Below are 25,429 nucleotides of genomic sequence, written 5' to 3' on the forward strand. Positions count from 1 at the left end.
CCCCAGTAGACCACTGGGTTGATAGGCCAGAAGTGGAAGCGCCGTAAGGTGTGGAGCTGACTGGTACTAATAGGCCGAGGGCTTGTCTCAACACCACACCTCGTGTGTGACACAGACTGCTGCGAAGATAACGCGTCCGCTATACGGTTCCCGAAATACGGTCAACCCCCAGCAACCCTCACCCAGGTGGGTGAGAGTGACTGAAGTGTGGTTGGTTGATATTTCTATAGAGTTACGGTGACCATAGCGTCAGGGAAACACCCAGTCTCCATTCCGAACCTGGAAGTTAAGCCTGACAGCGCCGATGGTACTGCGACCGGTAGGTCGTGGGAGAGTAGGACGTCGCCGGACATTCACACTGTTAAGGGCCACCCAGCAATGGGTGGCCCTTAACGCGTTGCGGACCCTTTTGGTGAGCACGTTCGCACGCCCTTGACGGAGCCGCTGGTGGTACCGCGGCTCTAGAGGTCGTTGGGGGAGATTCCGACCAAGGCCGCGGCGGCGCAGATGTGGATCGGGGTCAGATCTGCGGGGGCGACCGGTGCCTGGAGGAGCGTGCCTCGTTCGAACGGGGTGAGGCCGATGTCTATGCCGTGGGCGCCGGCTACCAGGCCGCGGACGTAGGTGAGCCAGCCCATCATCGGGATGCCGCGGCGGAAGACGCCGGCGGCCGCGGCCAGTTCGGTGTCGGCGATGCTGGCCCACTCGGGTTCCCAGATCGTGACGACCGCACGGAGTACCTGGGCGAAGCGCTCTGACTGGACGAGGGCGTCCTCGTCACTCCAGTGCAGGGTGAGCTGGTCCGAGACCGTCGTGAGTGTGCCGCCCATGGAGAGGTCGAACAGCCAGGGGAGTTCACCGGCGCTCTGCAGGTGCAGGCGGGTGGTACTCGAACCGTTCGAGAGGACCTTCGTGGTCGCCTCGACCATCTCCTGCAGTGGCGTGGAAGCGTCCGCCTCGAGCACATGGAAACCCCAGCGCTCGTCCTGCGTCCACAGATGAACCTCCGGGAACGCCACAGCGACCGCGGTCAGGGTGCGCCCGACGCGTAGCGCTCGGTGTTCGACCGTTTCGTCTCGGTGAGCCCACTGGGCGCGCAGTAGCCAAGATGCCATCTCACGCCCTCCGATCAGCTGCCGGCTGGACCCGTGCAACGGACGGTACGCCGAACGACGAGTGCTTGACCAGAGCTCCGCCTACTCCGTGTGAACAGCAAGCCCAGGGCTGAACACCCATCACCTGACACGACACCCCTCCAGTGTGAACGAGCCCCAGCTCACCCCCAACCACCGGGGTCCCTTTTCCGCAACGTCCCGCCCAAAACCGGTGCTTCCGTCGACGCTGAACGCCGGCCGGCCACACGCTGAACCCGTTCAGTCCGCGACCCCGGTTGCTTCGGTGTCGTCACCCGGCTCAGCATCGGCCGATACCTTGACCGATTTAGCTGGCTTCCGTCGACGGGGTGACTGTGCTGCCTTGGCCGGAGCCGCAGCAGTAGCGTCGGTGGGGGCGTCGGCTCCGGCGGGGTCTGCTGGAGCGGTTGAGTTGGGGTGGGGGAGGTCAGGGGTGTCGAGGGTTTGTTCGGTGAGGTCCAGGGTTGGGCGGGGGCCTCGGTAGGACTCGAGCCAATCGCGGAGGAGTTCTACGCGGGCGGAGTACTCCTCGTTGCCCTTCACGACGGGGGCCTGGTTGTAGGCCATGGTGTCGGAGGAACGGCGCAGCTTCACGTAGAGGCGGGATGAGGACAGGGCGTAGCGCTCCATGTCGTCCTGCAGGGCGCCGATGACGGTGATGTTGCGGTCGCGGCCGATCTGCTCGAACAGGGCGACCGCTTCTCGACGGTGTTGGGAGCCGAGGTTGCGGCCCAGTTCGTCGAGGATCAGGAGAAGGGGGCGGTCGCTGCCGCCGGCCAGGGCCGCAGCGCAGACCAGCTTGACTGCCTTCTCGTCCATCTGGGCGGTGTTGCCCTTGACGTTGAACGCCGAGAACGGCCCGCCTTCGGAGCGACGCCACTTCGGCGTGACCGTCCAGCGCCACGGCTTGTCCGGCTCGGCGGGCGGGTCGGGCTCCGGGTACTCGAGCTTCGCGCCGTACCCGCCGTACTGCTGGTCCAGTCGGTCGAACTCCGCCGACACCAGGCGCAACCGCGCCTTGATGCCGTCCGCGAGCGACGAGCGGTGGGCACGCGCTGTGCTCTCGGCCTCGCCAAGCCCCTCGCGGGCACGCTCCAGAGCGGCATTGCGCTCAGCGCGCTGGCTGGCGATCTGCTGTTGCTGCAGGCTGTCGAAGGTCTCGTGCTGCGCGAGGTGGCTTGCCAGCGTCCGCTGCAGGGCCGGTACCAGGGCAACGCGCGCGCCTAGAGTCCCGTTCGACCAGCCGTCGGCGCCGTTGAGGATCTCCCACAGCTCTGACGGGATCTCTTCCCGCGAGCGAGCGTTCGGGAAGCAGCGGCGTACGACGTCGTCGAGTTGGGTGCAGGCCTGGTGGTTCCAGTCGGCCGTCGTACGGCGCTGGGCAGCGTCATCCGGCAGGGCGACCAGGAAGTCGGCGGCCTCTGAAGCACTGCCGCCCCAGGCAGTCGTCCGGCTGACCAGGTCGAGTCCGGTCTGCTCCTCGAGAAGCACGAGCCGTCGCCCGGCGAGCTCGTCGAGGATGCGGTCGTGGTCCCGGCGAGTGGCTTCAAGGTTCTTCAGTCGCTCGTCGCGGACGAGTTGCTGCCCGGCGGCGGCCTCGGCCGACTCCTTGGCTGACTGCAATGCGGGTGCGAGCGTCTCGCGATCGGTCTCGTGCTGGTCGTTCGCCTCACGAAGCGCGAGGATCTGCTCCTGTACGTCCGCAGCAGTCCCGAGCGCGCGGGCGGCCGCAGTACGTCGCTCCGCCTGGTCCACTCGCGCGCGAGCTTGCTCAAGCGCGGCCGACGCGGCTGATCGAGCCTCGACGGCTGCTTCGAGTCGACGGCGGGCCGCCTCGATGCGAGCCGTGCGACCGGTGATCGCTTCCTCGAACTGCCCGACGGCAACCACGCCGGCCGGCTCGTCGATGATCTCCTTCGCCGAGCGCGCGGCGAGAGCTGCGAAGAACCCATCCAGCTTGAACCGCTTGTCCGCCGACGACGGTCCGCCCTTGAAAGCGGCTGCATCGGGCCGGTTGGCGAGTACGAGCAGGAAGCCCGGATAGCCGGCATCGCTGAGGGCCGACGTTGCGATCGCGACGTCCGAGGCGTCGACGACAACAGCTTCCCGGTACGGCGCCAGCCGCGGCTCCCACTCGGCACGGTCGGCGGTCGCGAGCTCGGTGATGTCGGTGAGGGCGCCGCACTCGATGCCGGCGTTCGCCAGTACCTGCTGCTGCGGAGCCGAGACGGTTTGGCCGCTCTCGGCCTCGCGGAGGTCGGCGGTCGCCTGGTCCACGTACGAGCGGGCCGCGTGATCGCGTCCGATGTGCTCTTCGAGGACTGCGCGGGCTTCTTCTTGTTCCGCGGCGGCAGCCGCCAGGTCGCGTCCGTCGGCCGAACGTCCGGCATCGAGCAGTCGGCGGTGCTCTTGACCGAGGCGCTCGAGTTGCTCGCGGACCGAGCGTTGGGCAAGGTCGAGTTCACGGTCGCGGGCGTCGAGTTTGTCGCGCTCTTGCCGGGTCAGTTGGACGTCGCGGAGCAGGTTCTCCTCGCTGCCGAACGCTTCAATCTCGGTGTCGACGGTCTCGCGTCGCGCCTCCTGCTCCGCGACGCGCTCGTCCAGTACGCCCAGTTCTTGCAGGATCTCGCTGTTGCGCGCGTCGCCGTCGACGAGGTGCCGGGCGCAGCGGGCTCGCCAGGATTCGCGGGCGGAGGCGAGGGCTTCGCGGGCGGCGGCGCGTTGCAGGATGCCCGCCTCGACGGTGGCCATTTCCTGTTCCCAGCGCTGGAGATCAGCGGCTGCCTGCTTGGTCGCCTCGCGTTGGGTGTGCTCGGCGGAGCGGTGGGCCTGCTCCTGCTCCAGCTCGTGGTCGAGACCGGTGAGCGTGGCGATCGCGTTGAAGATGCGGGCCGGGCCGAGCTCGTTCAGCGGTTCGGCGAGGAGGTTGGCCGTGGGCGATGAGCGGACCGAGGTCGAGAGGAAGGAGACGCAACGGACCTGACCGCCGTACAGGACTGTGGAGAGCTTGTTGGCGTGGAAGTCGGTGCGGCCGTTGGAGTGGGGGAGCGCGGCCCAGAGCGCGTCGGCGCCGGCTGCGCGCTCGGCCTCGGTGACGCCGTACGGAACGTGCAGGCCGTTCTTCCAGCGCAGGTCCAGGTACGACGCCTTGCGGTTGATCCTGATCCAGACGGTGATGGCAGCCGCTTCGATCTCGGCCAGCTCGGTCAGGTCCGGGTCGGAGAAGACGCCGACGATGTAGCCGCGGTCGACGTTGGACCAGGTACCTTCCTGGCCGGCCGCTTCGGCGGTGAAGAGCAGCTCGGCCGCACCGGGAGCGCCGCTGGTGAGACGCCATTGGTCGTCGGCGTGGAGAAGCGAGAGGGCGGCGATCCAGGAGGACTTGCCGGCGCCGTTGGAGTCCACCGGGCCCTGGCCGGCGACGGTGACGAGGCCCTGGCCGACCATCGGGATCGGGTGGGTCGACAGCCGGGACAGGTCGACGACCTGGACGCCGAGCAGCACCTTCGAGCCGAGGATGTCGTACGGCCCGTCCTCAGCGGGGGTGGGGGTGCTCATGCCGCTCCTTCTTCTTCGGTGATGCCTTTGCGAGCGCGGATGGCCTCCGCGATCGGGCTCGACGGGGCGGCCGCGAGGATCAGCTGATCCTGCAGGCGGCGCCGTGCGGCCGGGGTGAGGCGCTGGAGTTGCGGGCCGGGGATGTAGCTCGGGCCGCCGGAGTGGTCGCCGGACAGTTGGATCAAGCCGGCGGCGCGGAGTCGCTGGAGGGCGAGGCGGCGCTCCTCACTGCTGATCTTGGTGGTGCGGAGTTCGTCGACGGTCGTCGGGCGGGCGGACTTCCAGCTGTCGCCGGTGAGGATGCCTTCGCTGCGGGGGATCGCTACCGAGTGGACGAGGACAAGTACCAGTACTGCGCGGTCCACGACTGAGAGTGGCTGCCAGCCTTGTGCGGTCAGCGTCTCGGCGATGTCGTCCGCGTATCCGGCGGTCCAGTGGGTGCCGTCGACGTGCACCAGCGTCCGACCGATCAACTTCAGCATCTTCTGCACCTGCCGGCGCAGGGTGACGTCGCGGAGGCCGGCCAGCTGTACTTCGGCAACCGGGTGCGCGGCGTACTGCACGGCTGAGAAGGCCGCCAGTACTTCGTCCCTGCTCCGATCACTCAGATCCTGCAACAACTGATCGAAGAGCGCATGCTGCTCGCTCATCAGTCCTCCTCCGGCTCGGGTAGGCCTAAGCCGGGCACGGCTGGGCTGGGCTCGGGTTCGGCAGGCCCGGCGGAGGTGGTGGTGGCGGCGGCCGTGGAGGTGGTGGGGGCGAGCTCTGGGGCGGGTAGGTCGGGGCCGGGCGCGGCTGGGTTGGGGTCGGGTTCGGCAGGCCCGGCGGAGGTGGTGGTGGTCGAGGTGGTGCTGGTGGTGGGGTCCTTTGGCGCGGGTAGGTCGGGGCCGGGCGGGGCTGGGATGGGCTCGGGTTCGGCAGGCCCGGCGGAGGTGGTGGTGAGGGCTGGCGAGTCGGTGGCGGACTTGGTTGGCGCCGCGTCGGTGGGGAGTGGGTCCGGGGTGACTTCAGGCTGCTTGGGGGCGGCTAGTACTGCGGGGGGTGGGTCGGGGAGGACGCGGCAGAGTTCTCTTAGGGTGGTTTGGGCTGCGGGGGTCCAGGTGGTTACTCGGGGGCCTAGGCGGACTTCGCCGGCTTTTTCGTTCCAGAGCAGCCAGCTGGTGGCGTGTAGGCGGCGGAGGCTGCCGATGATCAAGGTGAGGTCGCTGGATTGTTCGGGGCGGCCTCGGAGGCTGGCATAGACCGCCTTCACCTGGGCGAGGGTGCCTACCACGCCAGGCCAGGGGGAGGTGCTTCGGTCTTGCCAGCAGCAGGTCATGCAGATGGCTAGGACTCGGGCGGTTTCGTTGGGCATTTCGACGGCGACCGGGGGCATGCCCAGCTCCTCCAGGACGGCGTGGCCGGCGCCGTCGGGGAGGGTGGGAAGCATCCAGATCGAGGAGCCGTCGGGTTCGGCCGCGCGGGTGAGGCCTGGGACGGCGGGGGTGTCTGGGGAGACTTGCAGTGGGCCGGCCGATTGGACTTTGGCCCACCAGAGGGCGGTGTAGGAACGGCCGCTTTCGACTACTTCCGAGGAGGTCATCGGGTCACCCTCCGGAAGGTTCCCTCAGTGGCCCATGGGGTGCCGGCGGACGGGTCGATGCGCATGCCGTCGCCCCAGACGAGCTCGTAGTCGAGCTCGTCGTGGAGGTGGGCAGCGGTCAGCTCGGCCAGCACGCGGCGGGCGGTGACCCAGTCGCCGGCGTCGTCGACCACGTCGACGATGCTGACGGAGGAACGGCCGGCCAGGATGCGCTCGGCTTCGGCCCGCAAGTCCTCGCGGTCGGTCGCGGCGGCGGACTCGGGTGCGTCCGTCTCCGCGGACGGGCGCGGCGGTGCCATTCGCGCAGTACCGGTTCGGCGGCCGGACTCGACGGCCTCCAGCATGCCTTCCGGTGAGAAGTCCGGCGCGGCCGCGTCGAACAGCAAACCGTCCAGCACACCGGCCAGTACTTCGGTATCGCTGCTGCGCGTAAACGTCAGCCAGGTCTCGATCGGCAGCAACCCGAGCGCCCGCGTAGTACCGGCTCGCTCGACCAATCGACCGGCCGCGAGCTGAACAGCATCCGCATAAGCAGCCAGCGACATCCGCAGCTGCGTGCAGACCTGATGCAGACCCGGCCACCGCTCGAGCACGATCCGGTGCACCTTCTCGGCCTGCTCGATCAGCCGCTCGTTGCCCCAGGCGAGCTGCGCGTTCTCCCGCAGCTGCGCGGTCGTGCTGGTCGACACCAGGATGGACAGCTCGTTGCCCAGCAGCCGGAACACCTTGGTCAGCCGCTGGATCGACGCTTGCCCCTGCTCCTCGACGGCCCGCGGATCGCTCACGCTGTGTGCCTCGAGCGTCAGCAACTGGTGCAGCTCGGCCTGCCCGCCCTGCACCGACATCCGCTTGAGGAACATCAGCATCACGTACGGCGCGAAGGCTGCCCGGTGGCGCAACTCGTTGGGCCGGTCCACCAGCTTGGTGATCGCGCCGTACTGCCGCAGTACTTCGAAACGCCGCACGATCACCTCATGCGGCCAGCCGCGACAGGCGAGCGCGGCCTGCTCGACGGTCAGCCCGTCGCTGCCCGCCTCCGCGAACGCGTCCAGGATCGCCTGGTCGGCGTCCAGCAGCTCCGGGTCGACGATCATCGCGCCGGCCTCGCGGGCGAGCACGGCGAAGACCTGCCGATAGACGCGCAGGACAGCCGCTTCGGCCTCCGCATCCAGCAATGTCGCGTCCACGCTTCTCCTCCCGCGGCCGCCCCCGAAGACAGCCAGAGCAGCGACTTTATCGACGCCGGCCGACGGATCGAAATCGGCGCCCCCGTGCCCTGTGGACAAACTCCCGGGTGCCCGGGACCTCAGTCCCGCGAGCGGCGGCGGAAGGCCACCAAGGCGAGTGGCGCGAAGATGGCCGTGAAGAGGACCGACCAGGCGATGGACGCGAGCACTGGGTGCTGGAGCGGCCACTGAGCGTCCGGTGAGGGCGCGAGGCCGTTGCCCCACAGTTGGCGGCACGCCGCGGTCAGCGCCGACGCCGGGTTCCACTCGGCGATCAGCTGGAGCCAGCGAGGCATGTCCTGGGTCGGTGCGAAGGTGTTGGCGACGAAGGTGAGCGGGAACATCACGGTGAACATGAAGCCGTTCACCGCCTCCACGGAGCGCATCAGCGACCCGACCCAGATGCCCAGCCAGATCATCGAGAAGCCGAAGAGCAGCAGAAGCAGGTAGCCGAGCACGCCGTTGACCAGTCCGTCGCGGATCCGCCAGCCGATCAGCAGGCCGGTCACGCTCATCACCACGATGCCGATGCCGGAATGGATCAGGCTCGACAGGCTGCGCCCGACGAGCACGGACGAGCGGGAGATCGGCAGCGACTTCAGCCGGTCGACGATCCCCTTCTCCAGGTCGCTGGTGAGGCCGATGGCCACGATGGCGGAGGAGAAGATGATGGTCTGCGCCATGATGCCCGGCAGCAGGAACTCCCGGTACGACGTACCGGGCACGTCGATCGAGCCGCCGAAGACGTAGGCGAACAGCAGCACGAACATCACCGGCTGGATCGTCACGTCCAGCAGCATCTCCGGCATCCGCCGGATGTGCAGCAGATTGCGCCAGACCACGGTCAGCGACTGTTGCAGCAAGGTGCGCTGGTGGATCGGCGGCCTGGTCATCACGGCGGTCATCGGACGGCCTCCTGCTCGGTCAGCGTCTCGGTGGTGTCGGTCGACTCGGCGCGGTGACCGGTCAGGTGCAGGAAGACGTCGTCGAGGCTCGGTCGTTTCAGGCCGAGGTCGTCGACGTCGATCCCGCTGTCGGCGAAGACGCCCGCGATCCGGGTCATGTCGGCCAGGCCGGCAGCCGGCGCCGTCAGTCGCCGGCTCACCTCTTCGACGTGCACCTCGGGCGCGTGTTGTCGCAGGAGCTCGGCGGCGCGGGGCAGGTCGGCCGCCGCCGCAACCGTGACGACCACACTGGCTCGGCCGGCCTCGTCCTTGAGCTGGGTCGGAGTGCCGGCTGCGATCACCTTGCCCTTGTCGATCACGACGATCTCGTCGGCCAGGTGGTCGGCCTCCTCCAGATACTGCGTCGTCAGCAGCAAAGTGGTGCCGTCGCGGACCAGGCCGCGCAGCACCTCCCACAGGTCCGCGCGGCTGCGTGGGTCGAGCCCGGTCGTCGGCTCGTCCAGGAACAGCACAGGTGGCGCGGCCACCAGGCTGACCGCGAGATCCAGCCGTCGCCGCATCCCGCCCGAGTAGGTCTTCGCCACCCGGTCGGCCGCCTCGGTCAGCAGGAACCGCTCGAGCAGCTCGTCGGACAGTTTGCGCAGGTACTTGGTCGGCAACCCGTAGAGCCTGCCGATCAGCCGGATGTTCTCCCGGCCGGTCAGCAGCTCGTCGATCGTCGCGGACTGGCCGGTCAGGCCCATGCTGCGCCGCACGTCCGCGGGTTGCTTGAGCACGTCGTAGCCGGCCACCCGGCCGGTTCCGCTGGTGGGCACGCTGAGCGTCGTCAGCATCCGCACTGTTGTCGTTTTGCCTGCGCCGTTTGGGCCGAGCAGGCCCAGCACTGTTCCTTCGGGGACGACGAAACTCACCCCGTCGACGGCACGGTTCGTGCCGAACTGCTTCACCAGATCGATCGCCTCGACTGCGGGTCCGTTGGACATGGGCTCACCCTAGAGCCGCGCACCGACAATGTGCCGGGCCTTTTCGGGTGGCAGAAAAGGTGCGGCCGAAATGCGGATGACGCCGGGCGCCGTGTTCCCTACCATCCGAAGCATGATGAGACTGCTCGGCTAGTGCGTCCTCAAACGCTCTAGCCGACCCCCAGCACACCGACCGGCGCGGATGCCCACGAAGGCGTCCCCGGGTGCGGTCTGCTGTTCTCATTCACCGGAGTCACCCCATGGCACCGTCATTTCCCGACGCCTTGCCGATCGGAGCGCAGCACCCGCGTGGCCGCGCCCTGCTCGCCGTTCGCAAGGATTCCGTCCCCGGCCGGATCCTGGTCGAGGGGAGCTGGGAGCACAGCAGGCTGCTCAGCACCCCGACCGTGATCGATACCTTCTACTACTGCGCTGAAGTCTGCGACCAGCCACAGACAGCAGCCGAGATCGCCGCGAGAGCACACGAGGTCTACCGGATCTCACCGAAGATGCTGGCGAGAGTCAGCCGGAGGAGCCGGTCTGACGGACTCATCTCCATTGCCCGGCTCCCCGAGTGGCGGGCCGAGGATGTCCGGCTCAGTGAGTCCTCGCTGGTGCTGGTCGCCGATGGCGTCGAGTACGCCGGCAACCTCGGCACTCTGATCCGTACGGTCGATGCCGCGCGCGCCGACTGTCTGGTCCTCACCAGTCGCCGGGCGCGCCCGAATCATCCCGCCGTGTACGCGGCCAGCCGCGGCATGGTGCTCACGACACCAGTGCTCGAGTTCACGAGCATCACCGAGGCAGCGAGTTGGCTGAAAAAGCGCGCGTTCGAGGTCCACCTCGCCGACCCCGCAGCGACGGACAGCTACAAAACACCGCAGTACCAGGGGAGAACTGCCTTCGTGGTCGGCTCGGAAGGTGAGGGGCTCCACCAGGCCTGGCATGAGCAGGGCTTCGAAAAGGTGAGCATCCCGATGCTCGGGCAGGCCGACTCGCTCAACGTCGCGCTGTCAGCCGGCATCCTGCTCTTCGAGGCCAGGGCCCGTAAGGAGGGGTGGTGACGCCGTCGACCCGCGTTCGATCAGCCGGACCTCCAGCGTGATCGGGTCGACGGGATGTTCCTTGCCCTCGATCGTGCCCAGCAGCAGCTGTACTGCGATCGCCGCCTTCCGCGGGATGTCCTGCGCGATCGTGGTCAGCTTGGGCGTGACGTAAGCGCTCAGGTCAAGGTCATCGAACCCGAGCACGGAAACATCGGAAGGCACCGAGAACCCGCTCTCTGCCAACCCCTCCATGATCCCGATCGCCAAGATGTCGGCGGTCGCGAAGACGGCCGTGGCCGAAGGATGCAAGGACTTCAGCCGCCGCCCGAGCTCGCGACCGCTGGCATGGGTCGTGTTCGCCGAGACCAACCGCTCCTGCCACGACAACCCAGCCTCCGCAAAGGCAGCCTGGAACCCGGCGAACCGCTCATGCACCACACCGACATCGGAGAACGACGGCCCGGCGAACACGATCTCCCGATGCCCCAACTCCAGCAGATGCCGGGCAGCCAGCAGCGCACCGGTGTAGTCATCGGACCGTACGCCGGTAGTCAACGGATTCGCCGAATAGCTGTCGATCGCCAGCAACGACACCTTCCCCACCGCGCGAGCAGTGAGCCGGTCGATCTCCTCGTCCAGGAACCCGAGTAGCACCGCCCCATCCAGACTCCACGACTGCAACGCCTCGGCAACCTCCGCCGGCGCCGCGATCCCGCGGAGCAACAGGTGGTACCCGCCCTTGCGCAGCTCCCGCTCGATCTGCCCGACGATCGCCACGTTGTGCGGGCTGATCATCAAGCTGTCCTCGTCGGCCGCCGGCACCAGCAAACCGATCAGCCGGGACGACTTCGCGGCCAAGCTCCGGGCCGACGCGCTCGGCACGTAACCGCGCTCCGCGACGATCCGCTGGATCCGCTCGATCGTCTCCGGCGAGACCCGGGCGCGCTTGCCGTTCACCACGTTCGAGACCGTCATCATGCTGACCCCGGCCTCGTCGGCGATGTCCTTCAGCGTGACCCGCACAGGGGCTCCTCTCGATCGTCGCGGCCAGGATACGAGTGCAACTCGCCCATTGACACCTGCCCGGAAGCGGCCTTACGGTCCCACCAAGGTGGAGCGCTAAACCTACCACGATCGAACGGAGTTCAGGTGAGCAAAGAGGTGAGTACTCAGCAGTGGTGGCGGGACGCGGCGATCTACCAGATCTACCCGCGCAGCTTCGCCGACGGGAACGGCGACGGCACCGGCGACCTGGCCGGCGTCCGCTCGCGACTGCCGTACCTGAGCAGCCTCGGGATCGACGCCATCTGGTTCACCCCGTGGTACCTGTCCCCGCTCGCCGACGGCGGGTACGACGTGGCCGACTACCGGGTGATCGACCCGGCCTTCGGCACCGTCGAGGAGGCCGAGCAACTCATCGCGGAGGCCGCCGAACTGGGCATCCGCACGATCATCGACATCGTCCCGAACCACATCTCGAGCGAGCATTTGTGGTTCGAAGAAGCTCTGGCCGACGGTCCGGGCTCACCGGCAAGAGAACGCTTCTGGTTCAAGGACGGCGAGGAGCAGCCGACCGACTGGGTCTCCAGCTTCTCGGGCGACACCTGGACCAGGACGAAGAACCCGGACGGTACGCCGGGGGAGTGGTACCTCCACCTCTTCACCCCCGAACAGCCCGACCTCAACTGGAACCACCCCGACGTCCGCCGCGAACACGAGGAGATCCTCAGGTTCTGGTTCGACCGGGGCGTCGCCGGGATCCGGATCGACTCGGCCACCATGCCGGTCAAGGACCCCAGCTTCCCCGAGTACGGCGAGACCGCCGAGCATCCGTACGTCGATCGCGACGAACTCCACGACATCTACCGCTCCTGGCGTGCCATCGCCGACGAGTAGGCCGAACCGCGAGTGCTCGTCGGGGAGATCTGGCTCGCCGACCCCGAGCGGTTCGCCCGCTACCTCCGGCCGGACGAGATGCACACCGCGTTCAACTTCGACCTGATGGGCCGGCCGTGGAAAGCATCCGAGCTCCGCGCGTCGATCGAGTCCACCCTCGCCGCTCACCGGCCCGTCGACGCGCCGGCCACCTGGGTCCTGTCCAACCATGACGTCACCAGGCCGGCCACCCGGTACGGACGGGAGGACAGCTCGTTCTCGTTCCAGGCCAAGCGGTTCGGCGTACCGACCGATCTGGTGCTGGGGCAACGGCGGGCGCGAGCGGCGGCGCTGCTGACGGCCGCATTGCCTGGGTCGCTCTATGTCTATCAAGGCGACGAGCTCGGCCTGCCCGAGGTCGAGGACCTCCCGCTCGCCGCGCTGCAGGATCCGATCTTCCACCGCTCCGAAGGCGCCGATCCCGGCCGCGACGGCTGCCGCGTACCGTTGCCCTGGACAACTACCGGCCCGAGCTTCGGCTTCAACTCGCAAGGCTTCACGCCCTGGCTGCCGCAGCCCGCCGACTGGGGCAGCCACTCCGTCGAGGTCCAGGAACGCGACCCCGACTCGATGCTCGCCCTGTATCGCGCGGCGCTGCACCTCCGCCGCGACCTCCCCAACGAATTCGCCTGGCACGAAACCAACACCGACGACGTCATCGCCTTCAGCCGGGGAGAGCACTTCCGCTGCCTGGTCAACCTAGGCGACGAGCCGCTCCAGCTGGACGGCGAAGTCCTGCTCGCCAGCGCCGCCCTCGTTGGCGATCGCCTCCCCACCGACGCAGCCGTCTGGCTGACCACGAAGTAGGAGAACCACGCAATGAAGCTCACTCCCATCGCTCTCGTGGTCGCCCTGGCCGCGAGCCTCACCGCCTGCTCAGGATCCGGCTCCGACACCAAGGCGGCGCCCGACGGCCCGGTCACGCTGAAGGTCGCCCGCGACCCCGGCCTCGACAAGGGCGCGATCGCCGCCTTCGACGCGAGGGTCGCGCAGTTCGAGAAGGACAACCCGAAGATCGACGTCGTCCCGCAGGAGTACAACTGGACCGCGACGACCTTCACCGCGCAGCTTGCTGGTGGCACGCTGCCCGATGTCTTCACCGTCCCCTTCACCGACGGCCGCGGCCTGATCCAGCGCAAGCAGATCGCCGACATCAGCGGCCTCGTCTCAGCTCTCCCCTACGCGAGCAAGTTCAGCGAGAACGTCGCCAAGGCGGGCAAGGCCGAGGACGGCAAGATGTGGGCCGTCCCGATCGCGGCGTACGGGCAGGCACTGCACTACAACCGGTCCCTGTTCAAGCAGGCCGGGCTGGACCCCGACAAGCCGCCGGCGACCTGGGATGAGGTCCGTGCGGACGCTAAGCAGATCGCAGACAAGACAGGCAAGGCCGGGTACGCCGAACTGACCACCGACAACACAGGTGGCTGGATCCTCACCACCCTCGACTACGCGTTCGGCGGCCGCACGGAGAAGCTCGACGGCGACACTGCGACGGCACAGCTCGACACACCTGAGATGACTTCCGTACTGCAGCTGCTGAAGGACATGCGCTGGACGGACAACAGCATGGGCTCCAACTTCCTCTACGACTGGGGTGGCATCAACCAGGCCTTCGCATCCGGTCAGATTGGGATGTATGTGTCCGGTGGCGGCAACTACGGCTCACTGGTCACGCAGAACGCACTCAAGCCGGCCGACTACGGCGTGACGACCATTCCGCTGGCCAGCAACGACCAGGCCGGAGTGCTGGGCGGTGGGACGCTGGCGACGGTCAGTGCCAAGGCCAACGACGGGGTGAAGGCCGCTGCCGTGAAGTGGATCGACTACTTCTACATGAAGAAGCTGGCCGACAAGGACGCCGCAGTACTCGATGCGAAGACCGTTGCCGCCTCCAAGCAGCCAGTGGGTGCTCCGCAGCTACCGGTGTTCGACAAGGCGACGTACGACGAGTCGCTGGGCTGGGTGAAGGAGTACGTCAACGTCCCGCTCGAGCAGATGAAGCCGTACACGGACAAGATGTTCGACCAGCCACTGCTCACCGAACCGGTCCGGTCGACCCAGGAGGTCTACAAGCTGCTCGACCCGGTCGTGCAGTCGGTGCTGACCAACAAGGACGCCGACATCGCGAAGCTGCTCAAGAACGCCAACGCCGAGGCGCAGACCCTCCTCGACCGGAAGTAGCCCCTGATGAGAAGAGGTCGCGGTAGTGGCCTGAGCACGCTGGTCTTCCTGCTACCGCTGCTACTGGTCTTCGGTGTCTTCTCCTGGATCCCGATCCTCCGGGCTGTGGTGATGAGCTTCCAGGAGACCAACCTGGTCACCCCTGCGACCTTCGTCGGCCTGCAGAACTTCAAGGACGTCCTGGCCGACCCCCTGCTCTGGACAGCAGTCAAGAACACCCTGTACTTCGCTCTGCTCGCCCTACTGTTCGGTTACCCGGTCCCGCTCATCGCCGCAGTCATGATGAGCGAGGTACGCCGCTTCAAAGGTCTCTACAGCGCACTGGCCTACTTGCCGGTGGTGATCCCACCAGTAGTCGCAGTGCTGCTGTGGAAGTTCTTCTACGACGCCAGCCCCAACGGCGTTTTCAACACCATCCTCGGCGTAGTAGGCCTCGGCCCGGTCTCCTGGCTGCAGGACTCGGGCAGTGCGATGCCTGCACTGGTCATCGAGGCGACCTGGGCCGCTGCCGGCGGCACGGTCATCATCTACCTCGCTGCACTGACAGGGGTCGCCACTGACCTCTACGAAGCAGCCGAGATCGACACAGCGTCGATCTGGCGCAAGATCTGGCATGTGACGCTGCCGCAGCTCAGAGGCGTCCTGCTGATCACCTTCATCCTGCAGATCGTCGGGACGTCGCAGGTCTTCCTGGAGCCGTTCCTGTTCACCGGTGGCGGCCCGGCGAACTCCACGATCACCATCCTGCTGCTCATCTACGACTACGCGTTCGCCAACAGTCTCGGTGGCGAGTACGGCGCCGCGACCGCCCTCAGCATCATGCTGGCCGTTGCCCTGGGCATCCTGTCCGCCGTCTACTTCCGCCTGACCAGATCCTGGAGCCGCTCATGAGCCGGGGCATCCTCTCGTCGTCGGACTGGCGCCGCCCCGGCGTACGGCGTACCGCTCGATCAGTGCACGTCTTGCTGCTAGCCGCGCTGGTCGCCGTCGGCCTAGGGCCGATGCTCTGGCTGGCCAAGGCGGCAGTCACTCCAACCCAGGACACCCTGCGCGCGCCACTCGCCTTGTGGCCGCACGGGATCGACTGGGCCAACCTGTCCACCGCCTGGTCGCGGGTGGAGATCGACAAGTACTTCCTCAACACTGTGGTCCTCGCGGCCGGCTCCTGGTTCGTCCAGTTGCTGGTGGCGACCACGGCCGGCTACGCCCTGTCCGTACTGCGACCCCGCTATGGCAAGGCGCTCACCGGCATCGTGCTCGCGACGCTCTTCGTCCCGTCAGTCGTGCTGCTCGTCCCGCTGTATCTCACGATCGTCGATCCGCCGTTGCTGAAGACCTCGTTGATCAACACGTTCTGGGCGGTCTGGCTGCCGGCCGGCGCGAACGCGTTCAACATCCTGATCGTGCAACGGTTCTTCGACAACCTGCCCCGGGAGGTCTTCGAGGCCGCCCGGGTCGACGGCGCCGGACCGTACCGGATGTTCTGGTCCGTCGTCCTGCCGATGTCGCGCCCGATCCTGGGCGTCGTCTCGGTGTTCGCGATCATCGCGGCCTGGAAGGACTTCCTCTGGCCGTTGCTGGTCCTGCCCGACCCCGATCTGCAACCCCTGTCCGTCCGGCTTCCCGCGCTGCAGAAGTTCGTCGAACTCGATGTGTTCCTGGCGGCACTCGCGATCTCGACGGTGATTCCGGTGGCGCTGTTCGGAGTGTTCCAGCGACTGTTCCTCAAGTCCAACGCACTCAGTGGCGCAGTCAAGGGATAGGTAGTTCCGCCCCCGCTCGACCCTGACAGAAGGGCTCCACAGTCATGCCCAAAAAGAGGTTCGTCACGCTCTTGGCAGCTCTACTCGCCACCTCCTACTTGTCGATCCCGGCGTCGGCCGCCGGCTTCAGTGTGACGGTAGAGGCGGAGAACGCGACCCTGGCCGGGGGTGCGGTCGCCCAGACCGACCATGCCGGCTACAGCGGCTCCGGCTTCGTCGGTGGGTTCACCGACGGGAACAAGGGGACTGCTGCGGTCACTGCCGCAGTCAACGTTCCTACGGCCGCTAGCTACGACCTTTCGCTCAGGTACGCGAACGGGACCGGCTCTGCGAAGACGCTGTCGCTCTACCGCGCCGGTACCAAGGTCCAGCAACTCACTCTGCCTGCGTCGGCCAACTGGGACAGCTGGTCGGACCTGCACACGACGCTGCCGCTCCCGGCGGGCTCCAACCAGCTCAGCTATCGCTTCGATTCGGCGGACTCCGGCAACGTCAACCTGGACAAGCTGACCGTGACTGACGTGCCCGGGGCGCCTGCGGGAGCACTGGAAGCCGAGAGCGCGACACTGTCCGGGGGAGCCGTTGTTGCGACGGACCACCCCGGCTACACGGGCAGTGGGTTCGTTGGCGGCTACACCGACGCCAACAAAGGCAATGCCGCCACGACCTTCAGTGTGAGCTCATCGAAGGCAGGCGACAGTACTGTGTCGCTCAGGTACGCCAACGGCACCGGCGTCGCGATGACGCTGTCGCTCTACGCCAACGCGGTCAAGGTGAAGCAGATGAGCCTCCCGGCGACGGCTAACTGGGACACCTGGGGCACGGCGACCGAGACGGTCCCAGTAGTCGCGGGCACCAACTCCATCGCCTACAGGTTCGACACCGCCGACACCGGCAACGTGAACCTCGACAACATCACGGTCGCTGCCCCGACCGACCCGCCACCGCCGTCCGGTGGTCCCGCGCTGGAGAACGCCTTCTTGTCCGGCGGTACCAGCGTAGGTACGTCGATCTCCGGGTATGCCGGGTCCGGCTACATCACCGGCTTTACCGCAGTGGGTGCCCGCCTGATCCGCACGGTCAACGTCACCGCCGCTGGCAATGCGTCCACCACTCTTCGGTACAGCAACACGACCGGCTCCACCAAGACGCTCAGCGTGTACGCCAACGGGGTGAAGACCGGGCAGGTGTCGTTGCCTGCCGCAACCGGTTGGGCCACGGTCGCCCAGACGCTTCCACTCCGCGCCGGGCTCAACCTGATCGGGTACCAGTACGACGCTGGTGACAGCGGCAATGTCGCGCTGGACGATCTCGCCGTCGCCGGATCGACGGACCTGGCGGCTCGGGGCGCGACGGTGCCCTATACGGAGTACGAGGCTGAGAACAGCAGTACCAATGGCGTGGTGATCGGGCCCGACCGTACCTATCGCACGGTTGCGTCGGAGTCGTCCGGGCGGCGGGCGGTACGGCTGGACAACGCGGGCAAGTACACGCAGTTCACGCTGACCAAGCCGGCCAACTCGATCGTCGTGCGCTACTCGATTCCGGACAATGCGGCTGGTACGGGGATCACGGCGCCGCTCGGTGTCTATGTCGGTGGGACGAAAGTCAAGGACTTGACGCTGACGTCGGCGTACAGCTGGGTCTACGGCAACTACCCGTTCCCCAATGATCCCGGGCTCGGCAACGGTCACCGGTTCTACGACGAGGTCCGGTCGACGCTGCCGTCGTACCCGGCCGGCACGGTGATCAAGCTGCAGAACGACACCTCCACGCCGATCACCGTCGACCTGATCGACACCGAGGTCGTTGCTGCGGCCTACTCGGTTCCTGCCAACTCGGTTGATGTGACCGCATATGGCGCCGTGTCCGGTTCTGGTGACGACACGGCGGCGTTCAACTCGGCGATCAGCGCGGCGAAGGCTGCCGGCAAAACGGTGTGGATTCCCGATGGTGTCTTCGATCTGACCGCGCGGGTGAACGTCGACAACGTGACGATCCGCGGGGCGGGGATGTGGTACTCGACGATCCGCGGCAACGCGGGCCGGGGCGGGTTCTTCGCGACGGGTGGCAACGTGCAGCTCGCCGACTTCTACTTCGCCGGGGATGTGCGCTATCGCGATCCGGACGGCTCGGTCACCACGGACGCCGCTCTGGAAGGCAACTTCGGCAGCGGTTCGCTGATCCACAACGTCTGGCTCGAGCACTCGAAGGTCGGGCTGTGGGCCAACAGCGGGACCAATGGTCTGTACGTCGCCGGCGTGCGGATCCGCGACATGTTCGCCGATGGCGTCAACCTCAACACCTTCAGCGGCGACGGCAGCGCGGTCAGCAACAGCCGGGTCGATCAGAGCGTGTTCCGCAACACCGGTGACGACGCGCTGGCGATGTGGTCGTTCAACAGTTCGGTGGCGAACTGCGCGTTCACGTTCAACACCGCGACGCTGCCGACGCTCGCCAACACGGCCGCGATCTACGGCGGCAACGGCAACCGGATCGAGGACAATCTGTTCTCCGACACGGTCTACACGGCGTCCGGGATCACGATCAGCACGTGGCATTCGGCCCAGCCGTTCTCCGGTACGACATCCGTCCAGCGCAACACGATCACCCGGGCCGGCGGCTTCAACACCGACTGGAACAGCAGCCAGGGTGGCCTGTGGATCTACGCCGAGGCTCGCGAGATCACCGCACCCGTGCTGATCAAGGACGTCGACATCATCGACAGCACGTACCAGGGCATCCTGATGAGCTGGCAGAAGAACGTCACCAACCTCACCTTCGACCACGTCAAGGTTCAGAACACCGGCACCTACGGCATAGACCTCCAGGTAGCCGGCTCCGCCACCTTCAACTACGTCACCGTCTCCGGCGCCGCTTCAGGCGGCCTCAACAACGCCTTCGGCTTCACCCTGATCCGAGGCCCCGGCAACTCCGGCTTCTGACCCGGTATCGCTCCAGCCTCCCGCGCCCCTGACCGGCGCGGGAGACTGGCCCCGCCACAGCGCGACCCTCCGCCACCCACCCCTCGACCTTGAGCACCCACCAGTCACCGCATCGCAGCCCCGATGCCCAGCCGGTGCTCAAGGTGGTCGTATTGGGGGTGTGGCGGCGGTGGGTGGGGCGACTTTGGGCACACGGCAGTCGTTGGGGCGGCGATTCGGTGACTGGTGGGTGCTCAAGGTGCGGTGGGAAGGGGCGTGGGAAGGGGGCGTGGGGCCGGGGGCGGGGTGGGCTTGGGGGAGGGGGTGGGGAGAATGGGGGTGAGGGGCGTGTCTGGAGTTGGGAGTGGTGGCGTGGTGTTTGTCGCGGGTGAAGTGGTGGCGCCGGGGGATCCTCGGGTGGTGCTGGAGGGGCAGTGGGGGCATCAGCCGGGGTTGGCGATCACGGTGAACTCGGGGTCGCGGATCTCCTTCACCTTCAACGGGACGGCCGTGCAGGCGTTGTTCGACGTCGGCGGGCTGACCACCGCGCCGCACCTGTGGGTCACGATCGACGACGGCGAACCCACCCTGTACGCCGTACAGCAACCAGTCATCGAACTGACCACCGACGTCGGCGTCCACAAGGTCGAGATCGTCGTCAAGGACGTCAACGAACACGCGAACCGCTGGAACCCGCCGTTCGAGTGCGCCGTCGTCTTCGCCGGGCTCGTCCTCGACGCCGACACCCGGTTGCGCTTGGCCGGGCGACCGGGTGGGCCGCGACTCGAGTTCTACGGCGACTCGATCACGCAAGGCGTGCGGGCGCTCAGCGCTCACCCCGAGTCCGACGGCGCGGACGGGAGCAAGTCCTTCGCGTATCTGACCGCGCGGGCGCTCGGCGCGTCGGCGTACCAGGTCGGGTTCGGGCGGCAGGGGGTCGTCCGGACAGGGAACGGCGAGGTGCCGTCGGGGCTTGAGTCGTTCGGGTGGAACTTCGCCGGGTCGGCGGCCGAGCGGGTCGAGGAGCCGGATCTGGTGGTGCTCAACCTGGGGGTCAATGACGAGACGCTGAGCGCCGCGCAGTACGGGGAGTACCTGCGGGTGGTGCGATCGGCGTACGGGAGCAGTCAGATCGTTGCCCTCAGCCCCTTCAACGGCAAGCACGCGAGCGAGATCGAGGCGGCGGTGAAGGCGGCCGACGATCCCAGCATCCGGTACGTCGGTACCGACGGCTGGATCACCGAGGCCGACTGCACGGACGGCGTCCACCCTTCCGTCGACGGGCACGCGAAGATCGCAGCCCGCCTGGTGGAGGAGCTTCGTCCCCTTCTCTAGGCTTGGCGATTGCCGCGCTGGGTGCAAGCCCCTGCTGTACTTCAGCGGCTGGAAGAACCACATCTCGCTGTACCCGCTCCCGGCCGTCTCCGACTCGCTCGCGGCGGAGATCGAGCCTTATCTGGCAGGCAAGGGCATGCTGAAGTTCCCGCTGACCAAGCCGATCCCGTACGAATTGATCGGCCGGATCGCCGAGGCCTTCGTCGCCTCACGCGCGACCGAGTAGCTCCGCTGGGTCCGGGGACGGTGGGGCGCTCAGCATCCAGTCGTTGAACTGCTTGGTGAACAGATACCAGAGCCCGTCGGGCGCGAGCCGGAGTTGCGCGCGCTCAGCCGTGATCCAGTTGCCCTCGACCACACCGTCAAGCACAGTCAACCCCTCGGCCATCGCAGCCGGGTCCGGATCATCGGTGGTCGGTGGGGCGGTTGCCACGGCGAGGCCGCCTGCGCCGCCTTCGCGCCACGCTACTGCCCAACTTGTCAGCTGGCGGGCCGTGAGTCCGGCTCGATGTGCCAGGTCGGCCAGGGCCGGCGTACCGAGGAGACCTGATGCTCTTCGGGCGAGGTCCTGGTCGCGGGTGAGGCTGAGTCCGCCATCGCCGTCGCCTGCGGCCAACTCCCAGGCGCGTCGTGCCGCGTCCGTGGCGAGGGCAACCAGGTCCTTGCCGTCGACACCGGATTGGCGTGGAGGTTCGAGAACCTGTACTGCGGTCGGCGCGCCTGGCTGGTTCAACGGGCGTACTGGGATCGGGATGGGGCCGGGCGTTCTGGCGAAGGCCGTCTTGGCGACGATGCCGACTGGTTTGGGTTTGATCGCAGGTGGCTCGCCGGTCGGTGTCGAGCGGCGAGCTCTCAGGGCCGAGAGCAACTCGTCCTTCTGCTTGCCGCGCAGTAGCAGCACCTCGAACGGGTCCTCGTCCAGCGCATCGGCGATCAGGTAGCAGACGGCCGCGGAATGCTTGCACGGAACGGCAAAATCCGGACAGTTGCAATCCGTCCGTACTTCGCCGGCGTCCGGCAACAGCTCGAGCCCCGCCGCCTGGGCGTCATCCACCAGCTCCGGGGGCAACTCCCCGTCGAGCAACGCGGCGACCCGCCCGATCTGTGCCGACACGACGTCCAGCACCGCATCCCACTCGGCATCGTCGAACGCCCGGATCTTCACCGTCACGACGTACGGCGTAACCCGACTGCCCTGTACCGACGCCCGCACCACGCCCGGATCAACCACCATCTCCAGCACGCTCCCGCGGCGTGCGTACGACCGGCCGCGCCCCAACCGATTCGGATCAAGCTGAGCCTGCCGCTCCAACGCCGCCAGCCAGGCCTTCCCCCACCAAGTACCCCCGAACGGCCGCCGGGCCCCCGCCCCCTTGGCCGCCGGCAACCCAGCATTCTCCCGATCCCGATCCCGCCACCCCTGCCAAGGCGTCCGATCACTCATCAGCCACCCCCACATCCCCAGGCTCCACCGCGGAGGAGGAAGGCGCAGGCGCCCGTCCAACTGTTGAAGGGTTGTAGGCGCTGGCGGCGCCGGACTTTGCGGGAGTGGTGGAGAGTTCGACCAGTTCGGTCAGCTCGTGGTCGGAGAGTTCGCTGAGCCAGGCTTCGCCGGAGCCGACTACGGCGTCGGCCAGTTGGCGTTTGGTGGCGATGACTGTGGAGATGCGGTCTTCGAGGGTGTTTTCGGTGACCAGGCGGTGGACTTGGACCGGCTTGTCCTGGCCGATGCGGTAGGCGCGGTCTGTTGCTTGGTCTTCTACGGCTGGGTTCCACCAGCGGTCGTAGTGGACGACATGGGTGGCCTTCGTGAGGGTCAGGCCTACGCCGCCGGCCTTCAAGGACAGGAGGAAGACTTGTGCCTCGCCGGCCTGGAACTGCTCGACGAGTTGCTCGCGCTTGCGGACGCCGATGCCGCCGTGGAGGAACAGAGTACGCACCTGGCGCGCGGCCAGGTGCGACTCGATCAGGCGGCACATTTCGACGTACTGGCTGAAGATCAGGACGGACTCACCCTCGGCGAGGATGACGTCGAGCAGCTCGTCGAGTGCTGCGAGCTTGCCGGATCGGCGCGGTAGCGGGCCGGGCTCGTGGAGGAATTGCGCGGGGTGGTTGCAGACCTGCTTCAGTTGCGTGAGCAGGCTCAGGACCAGGCCGCGGCGCGCGATGCCTTCGGCTTCCTCGATCTTGGCCAGGGTTTCCTTGGCGACGGCTTGATAGAGGGTTGCTTGCTCGGCGGTCAGCGGTACTACGACATCGTGCTCGGTCTTCTGCGGCAGCTCGGGCGCGATCCCGGGATCGCTCTTCTTCCGCCGCAACAGGAACGGTCGCGTCACCCGCGCCAGGCGGGCCGTCGCCTCCTCGTCGTGATACCGCTCGACCGGTACCGCGACGTCATGCCGGAACCGGTCCAGCGTCCCGAGCAACCCCGGCGCGGCCCAGTCGAGGATCGACCAGAGTTCCGACAGCCGGTTCTCCACCGGTGTGCCGGTCAAGGCCAATCTGGTTGCTGCGGGCAACGTTCGCAAGGCGCGAGCCGTGCGGGACAAGGGGTTCTTCGCATGCTGGGCCTCATCCGCGACGGCGAGTCCCCAGAAGATCTCACCCAGGACGTGATGGTCCTGGCGCACCACGCCGTACGTCGTGAGCACCACCTCGTCGGGCGACAGGTCGGACAAGGACCGGCCGGCTCCGTGGTACCGGCGTACCGGGACGTCGGGCGCGAACTTGGTCAGCTCCCGCTCCCACGTGCCGAGCAGCGTCGACGGGCAGACGACGAGCGTCGGGCCGCGTCCGCGTTGCGACAGTTGGAGATGGAGCGCGATCACCTGGATCGTCTTGCCCAAGCCCATGTCGTCCGCCAGGCAGCCGCCGAACCCGAGCTCAGCCAGTTGCGCCATCCACGCAACGCCCCGTCGCTGGTAGTCGCGCAAGGTCGCCCGCAAGCCGACCGGTTCGGCCATCGGCTCGGGTTGCTCGGCGGTTCGCAATCGCTCGACCATCGTCAGCAGCGAACCGTCCGCGTCGAAGGCGACCAGCTCGCCGTCGATCTCCAGCGAACCCGTCAACGCGGCACCCAGTGCCTCGGCGCCGGAGAGCTTGCGCGAGCCACCTTGGCGCAGCTTGCGAACCAGCTCCTGATCGATCCGCACCCACCGCCCCCGCATCCGGATCATCGGCCGCTTCGCCTCGGCCAGCGCGGCGATCTCTGCTTCCGTCAGGTCCTGTCCGTCCAGCGTCGGCCGCCATTTGAACTCCAGCAGATCGGTCAAGCTGAAGTCCGGGCCGGTCACGGCACCTGGCGTCGGTGTCGCCTGTACTGCGCCGCGCAGCGCCAGCTCACCCGCGAACAACTCAGCCGGCCACAACACCTCGATCCCAGCACCGTCGAGCGCGTCGCTGTCGCCGGCCAACTCGTCCAGCGCCTCATCATCAACCGGTACTTCCGAAGGCGCCGCGTCCCGCAACGCGGCCCCGAGCGGCGGCCAGACCCGAGCACCCCGACGCAAAGCCAGCAAAAGATCCGTCTCAGCCCGTTCCCCCAAAGCAGCCAGCACCGCCGGAGGCGCATTCCACACGTCGGCGACGTCCACCAGCAAACTCGGATCCACCCCACTACGCAACTGCAGCACAGCCTTGAACTCACCTCCGGGCGCCCCGTCATGCCCGGCGGACTCGTCATCTCCAGCCGGTACGTCGCCCGCAGGCGGCGCGTGGTTGCCAACAGGCAGGTCAGCCCTGGTCGGCACGTCACCCGGTAGCGACCCGTCAGCCGGTAGCGACACATCACCCGCGAGCGACGCGTCGTCGCCAGCAGGCAGGTCGGCCCTGGTCGGCCCGACACCAGTAGCTGGCCCGACACCAGTAGCTGGCTCGGCAGCCGGAGCTGGCTCGCCAGCTGTGGGTGGGTTGATGTTTGTAGTTGGCTCGGTGGTTGTGGGGGGTTCGATTCGGAGTACGAGTCGGGCTCCGGCTTCTTCGCTCCTAGCCGTCTCCTCGAGCCAGGCCGTCGATCCGGTCAACTCGATCGGGGCGAGGTCGGCGAAGGCAGCAGCACCAGCCCGTACTGCGACCGCTGCCGCGGGCGTCCGGACCAGCGTGTCGGCCAGCGCATCCCAGAAGGCCCGAACCAGTTCCTCAGGATCCACCAACCGGAGCGGCCGAGACCCCTCGACCGCCAACGCGTGCCCAGTCGCCGGCATCGCCGCCGCCAGATTCCGCAACCACCCATGATCCGCCGGATCCAACGGCGCCACCCGCCAAGCCCCGAATCCACCAGGACTGACATCCGGCACCAACCGCCCCCGCCCGATCAACCCCACCCCAGCCAACGCAGCAGCCGCCCACGCCCGCAGGCTCGCCGACTTCTCACCCACCCGAACGCGACCCGACCCGATGCCTCCGAAGTCGATGCCCGGCCCGATGCTCCCGGACCCGATGCTCCCGGACTCGATGCCCGCGGTTGGGGCGGCGTCCGAGCCAATGTGGCCCGACCGGGTGCTGTTGGAGCCCATGCCGCCGGAGTCGATGGGCGCCGAGCTGACGTGCGCGGAGCCGATGTTGCCTGAGCTGATGCCGCGGAAAGCTTCGTCGTTGCGTTGTTGTAGGAAGGCCAGACCTTCCGCTACTCCGATGGTCAGTGCGGGGACCTGGGTGCGGCGGATTTGAGTTCCGCGGAGTGCTACCAGTTCGACTTTCTCCTGGGCGGTCAGGGCCGCGGAGGTGAGGTCGCCGTACAGGACCAAGCGGCCCGCGCGGGGCGGGTCGGCGGGTTTGAACGTGACCTCTAACACCTCACGAACCCTACCCAGCTCCACCGACATCTCGGGTTCGTTCATCCACAGGGTGGTGAGCTTGACCTGAACTGATGTTGAGGTTG

The 25,429-nt window shown here is 67.5% G+C and carries 17 protein-coding genes, 2 rRNA genes and 1 pseudogene; 10 read left to right on the top strand and 10 right to left on the bottom strand.

What is annotated here, in order from left to right; translation table 11 throughout:
* Positions 1-90, top strand: a 23S ribosomal RNA gene (locus ACIA12_RS00005); the annotation flags it as partial.
* A 143-nt stretch (positions 91-233) separates the two neighbouring features.
* A 5S ribosomal RNA gene (gene rrf, locus ACIA12_RS00010) occupies positions 234-351 on the top strand.
* Between the two features lie 110 nt (positions 352-461).
* On the opposite strand, the gene ACIA12_RS00015 is transcribed toward rrf, so the two are convergent.
* The 7 genes from ACIA12_RS00015 to ACIA12_RS00045 all read right to left on the bottom strand — a co-directional run bounded on the left by ACIA12_RS00015 (position 462) and on the right by ACIA12_RS00045 (position 9,387).
* Positions 462-1,115 (bottom strand): hypothetical protein, encoded by a 654-nt coding sequence (locus ACIA12_RS00015; RefSeq protein ID WP_396364518.1) that lies wholly within the window; start codon positions 1,113-1,115, stop codon positions 462-464.
* A 258-nt stretch (positions 1,116-1,373) separates the two neighbouring features.
* A complete protein-coding gene (locus ACIA12_RS00020; protein ID WP_396364519.1) occupies positions 1,374-4,691 on the bottom strand; it encodes a chromosome segregation ATPase in 3,318 nt (1,105 codons plus the stop codon).
* On the bottom strand, positions 4,688-5,341 hold the full coding sequence (locus ACIA12_RS00025) for a hypothetical protein (protein ID WP_363831950.1): 654 nt from the start codon (positions 5,339-5,341) through the stop codon (positions 4,688-4,690). Before ACIA12_RS00025 ends, ACIA12_RS00020 begins: the two co-directional genes overlap by 4 nt.
* Complete coding sequence (locus ACIA12_RS00030; RefSeq protein WP_396364521.1) at positions 5,341-6,273, bottom strand: hypothetical protein; 933 nt, start codon at positions 6,271-6,273, stop codon at positions 5,341-5,343. Before ACIA12_RS00030 ends, ACIA12_RS00025 begins: the two co-directional genes overlap by 1 nt.
* Positions 6,270-7,460, bottom strand: a complete 1,191-nt coding sequence (locus ACIA12_RS00035) for a hypothetical protein (protein WP_396364522.1) — start codon at positions 7,458-7,460, stop codon at positions 6,270-6,272. Before ACIA12_RS00035 ends, ACIA12_RS00030 begins: the two co-directional genes overlap by 4 nt.
* Before the next feature lie 119 nt (positions 7,461-7,579).
* Entirely contained in the window at positions 7,580-8,404 is an 825-nt protein-coding gene (locus ACIA12_RS00040; protein WP_396364523.1) for an ABC transporter permease, read from the bottom strand.
* Positions 8,401-9,387 (bottom strand): ATP-binding cassette domain-containing protein, encoded by a 987-nt coding sequence (locus tag ACIA12_RS00045; protein ID WP_396364525.1) that lies wholly within the window; start codon positions 9,385-9,387, stop codon positions 8,401-8,403. Before ACIA12_RS00045 ends, ACIA12_RS00040 begins: the two co-directional genes overlap by 4 nt.
* 239 nt (positions 9,388-9,626) lie before the next feature.
* Here ACIA12_RS00045 and ACIA12_RS00050 point away from each other — a divergent pair, with 239 nt between their 5' ends.
* The gene (locus ACIA12_RS00050; protein ID WP_396364526.1) at positions 9,627-10,430 is read left to right on the top strand and encodes a TrmH family RNA methyltransferase; all 804 of its coding nucleotides are present in this window, start codon (positions 9,627-9,629) and stop codon (positions 10,428-10,430) included.
* On the opposite strand, the gene ACIA12_RS00055 is transcribed toward ACIA12_RS00050, so the two are convergent.
* The gene (locus ACIA12_RS00055) at positions 10,380-11,435 is read right to left on the bottom strand and encodes a LacI family DNA-binding transcriptional regulator (RefSeq protein WP_396364527.1); all 1,056 of its coding nucleotides are present in this window, start codon (positions 11,433-11,435) and stop codon (positions 10,380-10,382) included. The two genes, ACIA12_RS00050 and ACIA12_RS00055, sit on opposite strands and share 51 nt — an antisense overlap.
* Positions 11,436-11,573: 138 nt before the next feature.
* Here ACIA12_RS00055 and ACIA12_RS00060 point away from each other — a divergent pair.
* The 7 genes and pseudogenes from ACIA12_RS00060 to ACIA12_RS00090 form a co-directional block, all read left to right on the top strand.
* Positions 11,574-12,698 (top strand): annotated as a pseudogene (locus tag ACIA12_RS00060) (alpha-amylase family glycosyl hydrolase); the annotation flags it as partial.
* A gap of 219 nt (positions 12,699-12,917) precedes the next feature.
* Entirely contained in the window at positions 12,918-13,154 is a 237-nt protein-coding gene (locus ACIA12_RS00065) for a DUF3459 domain-containing protein (protein WP_396366005.1), read from the top strand.
* Positions 13,155-13,166: 12 nt separating this feature from the next.
* Positions 13,167-14,528 carry an ABC transporter substrate-binding protein gene (locus ACIA12_RS00070; RefSeq protein ID WP_396364528.1) on the top strand — a complete coding sequence of 454 codons (1,362 nt, stop codon included), beginning with the start codon at positions 13,167-13,169 and terminating at the stop codon, positions 14,526-14,528.
* A 6-nt stretch (positions 14,529-14,534) separates the two neighbouring features.
* Positions 14,535-15,419 (top strand): carbohydrate ABC transporter permease, encoded by an 885-nt coding sequence (locus ACIA12_RS00075; protein ID WP_396364529.1) that lies wholly within the window; start codon positions 14,535-14,537, stop codon positions 15,417-15,419.
* The gene (locus ACIA12_RS00080) at positions 15,416-16,291 is read left to right on the top strand and encodes a carbohydrate ABC transporter permease (protein WP_396364530.1); all 876 of its coding nucleotides are present in this window, start codon (positions 15,416-15,418) and stop codon (positions 16,289-16,291) included. Before ACIA12_RS00075 ends, ACIA12_RS00080 begins: the two co-directional genes overlap by 4 nt.
* A gap of 44 nt (positions 16,292-16,335) precedes the next feature.
* Entirely contained in the window at positions 16,336-19,236 is a 2,901-nt protein-coding gene (locus ACIA12_RS00085) for a CBM35 domain-containing protein (RefSeq protein ID WP_396364531.1), read from the top strand.
* Between the two features lie 327 nt (positions 19,237-19,563).
* Entirely contained in the window at positions 19,564-20,550 is a 987-nt protein-coding gene (locus ACIA12_RS00090; protein ID WP_396364532.1) for a GDSL-type esterase/lipase family protein, read from the top strand.
* A 208-nt stretch (positions 20,551-20,758) separates the two neighbouring features.
* Here ACIA12_RS00090 and ACIA12_RS00095 read toward each other — a convergent pair whose 3' ends face one another.
* Entirely contained in the window at positions 20,759-21,994 is a 1,236-nt protein-coding gene (locus tag ACIA12_RS00095; protein ID WP_396364533.1) for an SWIM zinc finger family protein, read from the bottom strand.
* Positions 21,987-25,388, bottom strand: a complete 3,402-nt coding sequence (locus ACIA12_RS00100; protein WP_396364534.1) for an SNF2-related protein — start codon at positions 25,386-25,388, stop codon at positions 21,987-21,989. Before ACIA12_RS00100 ends, ACIA12_RS00095 begins: the two co-directional genes overlap by 8 nt.
* Positions 25,389-25,429 lie beyond the last annotated feature (41 nt).

Origin of the sequence: Kribbella sp. NPDC051620 (assembly GCF_044453825.1) — a bacterium.
Classification (GTDB): domain Bacteria; phylum Actinomycetota; class Actinomycetes; order Propionibacteriales; family Kribbellaceae; genus Kribbella.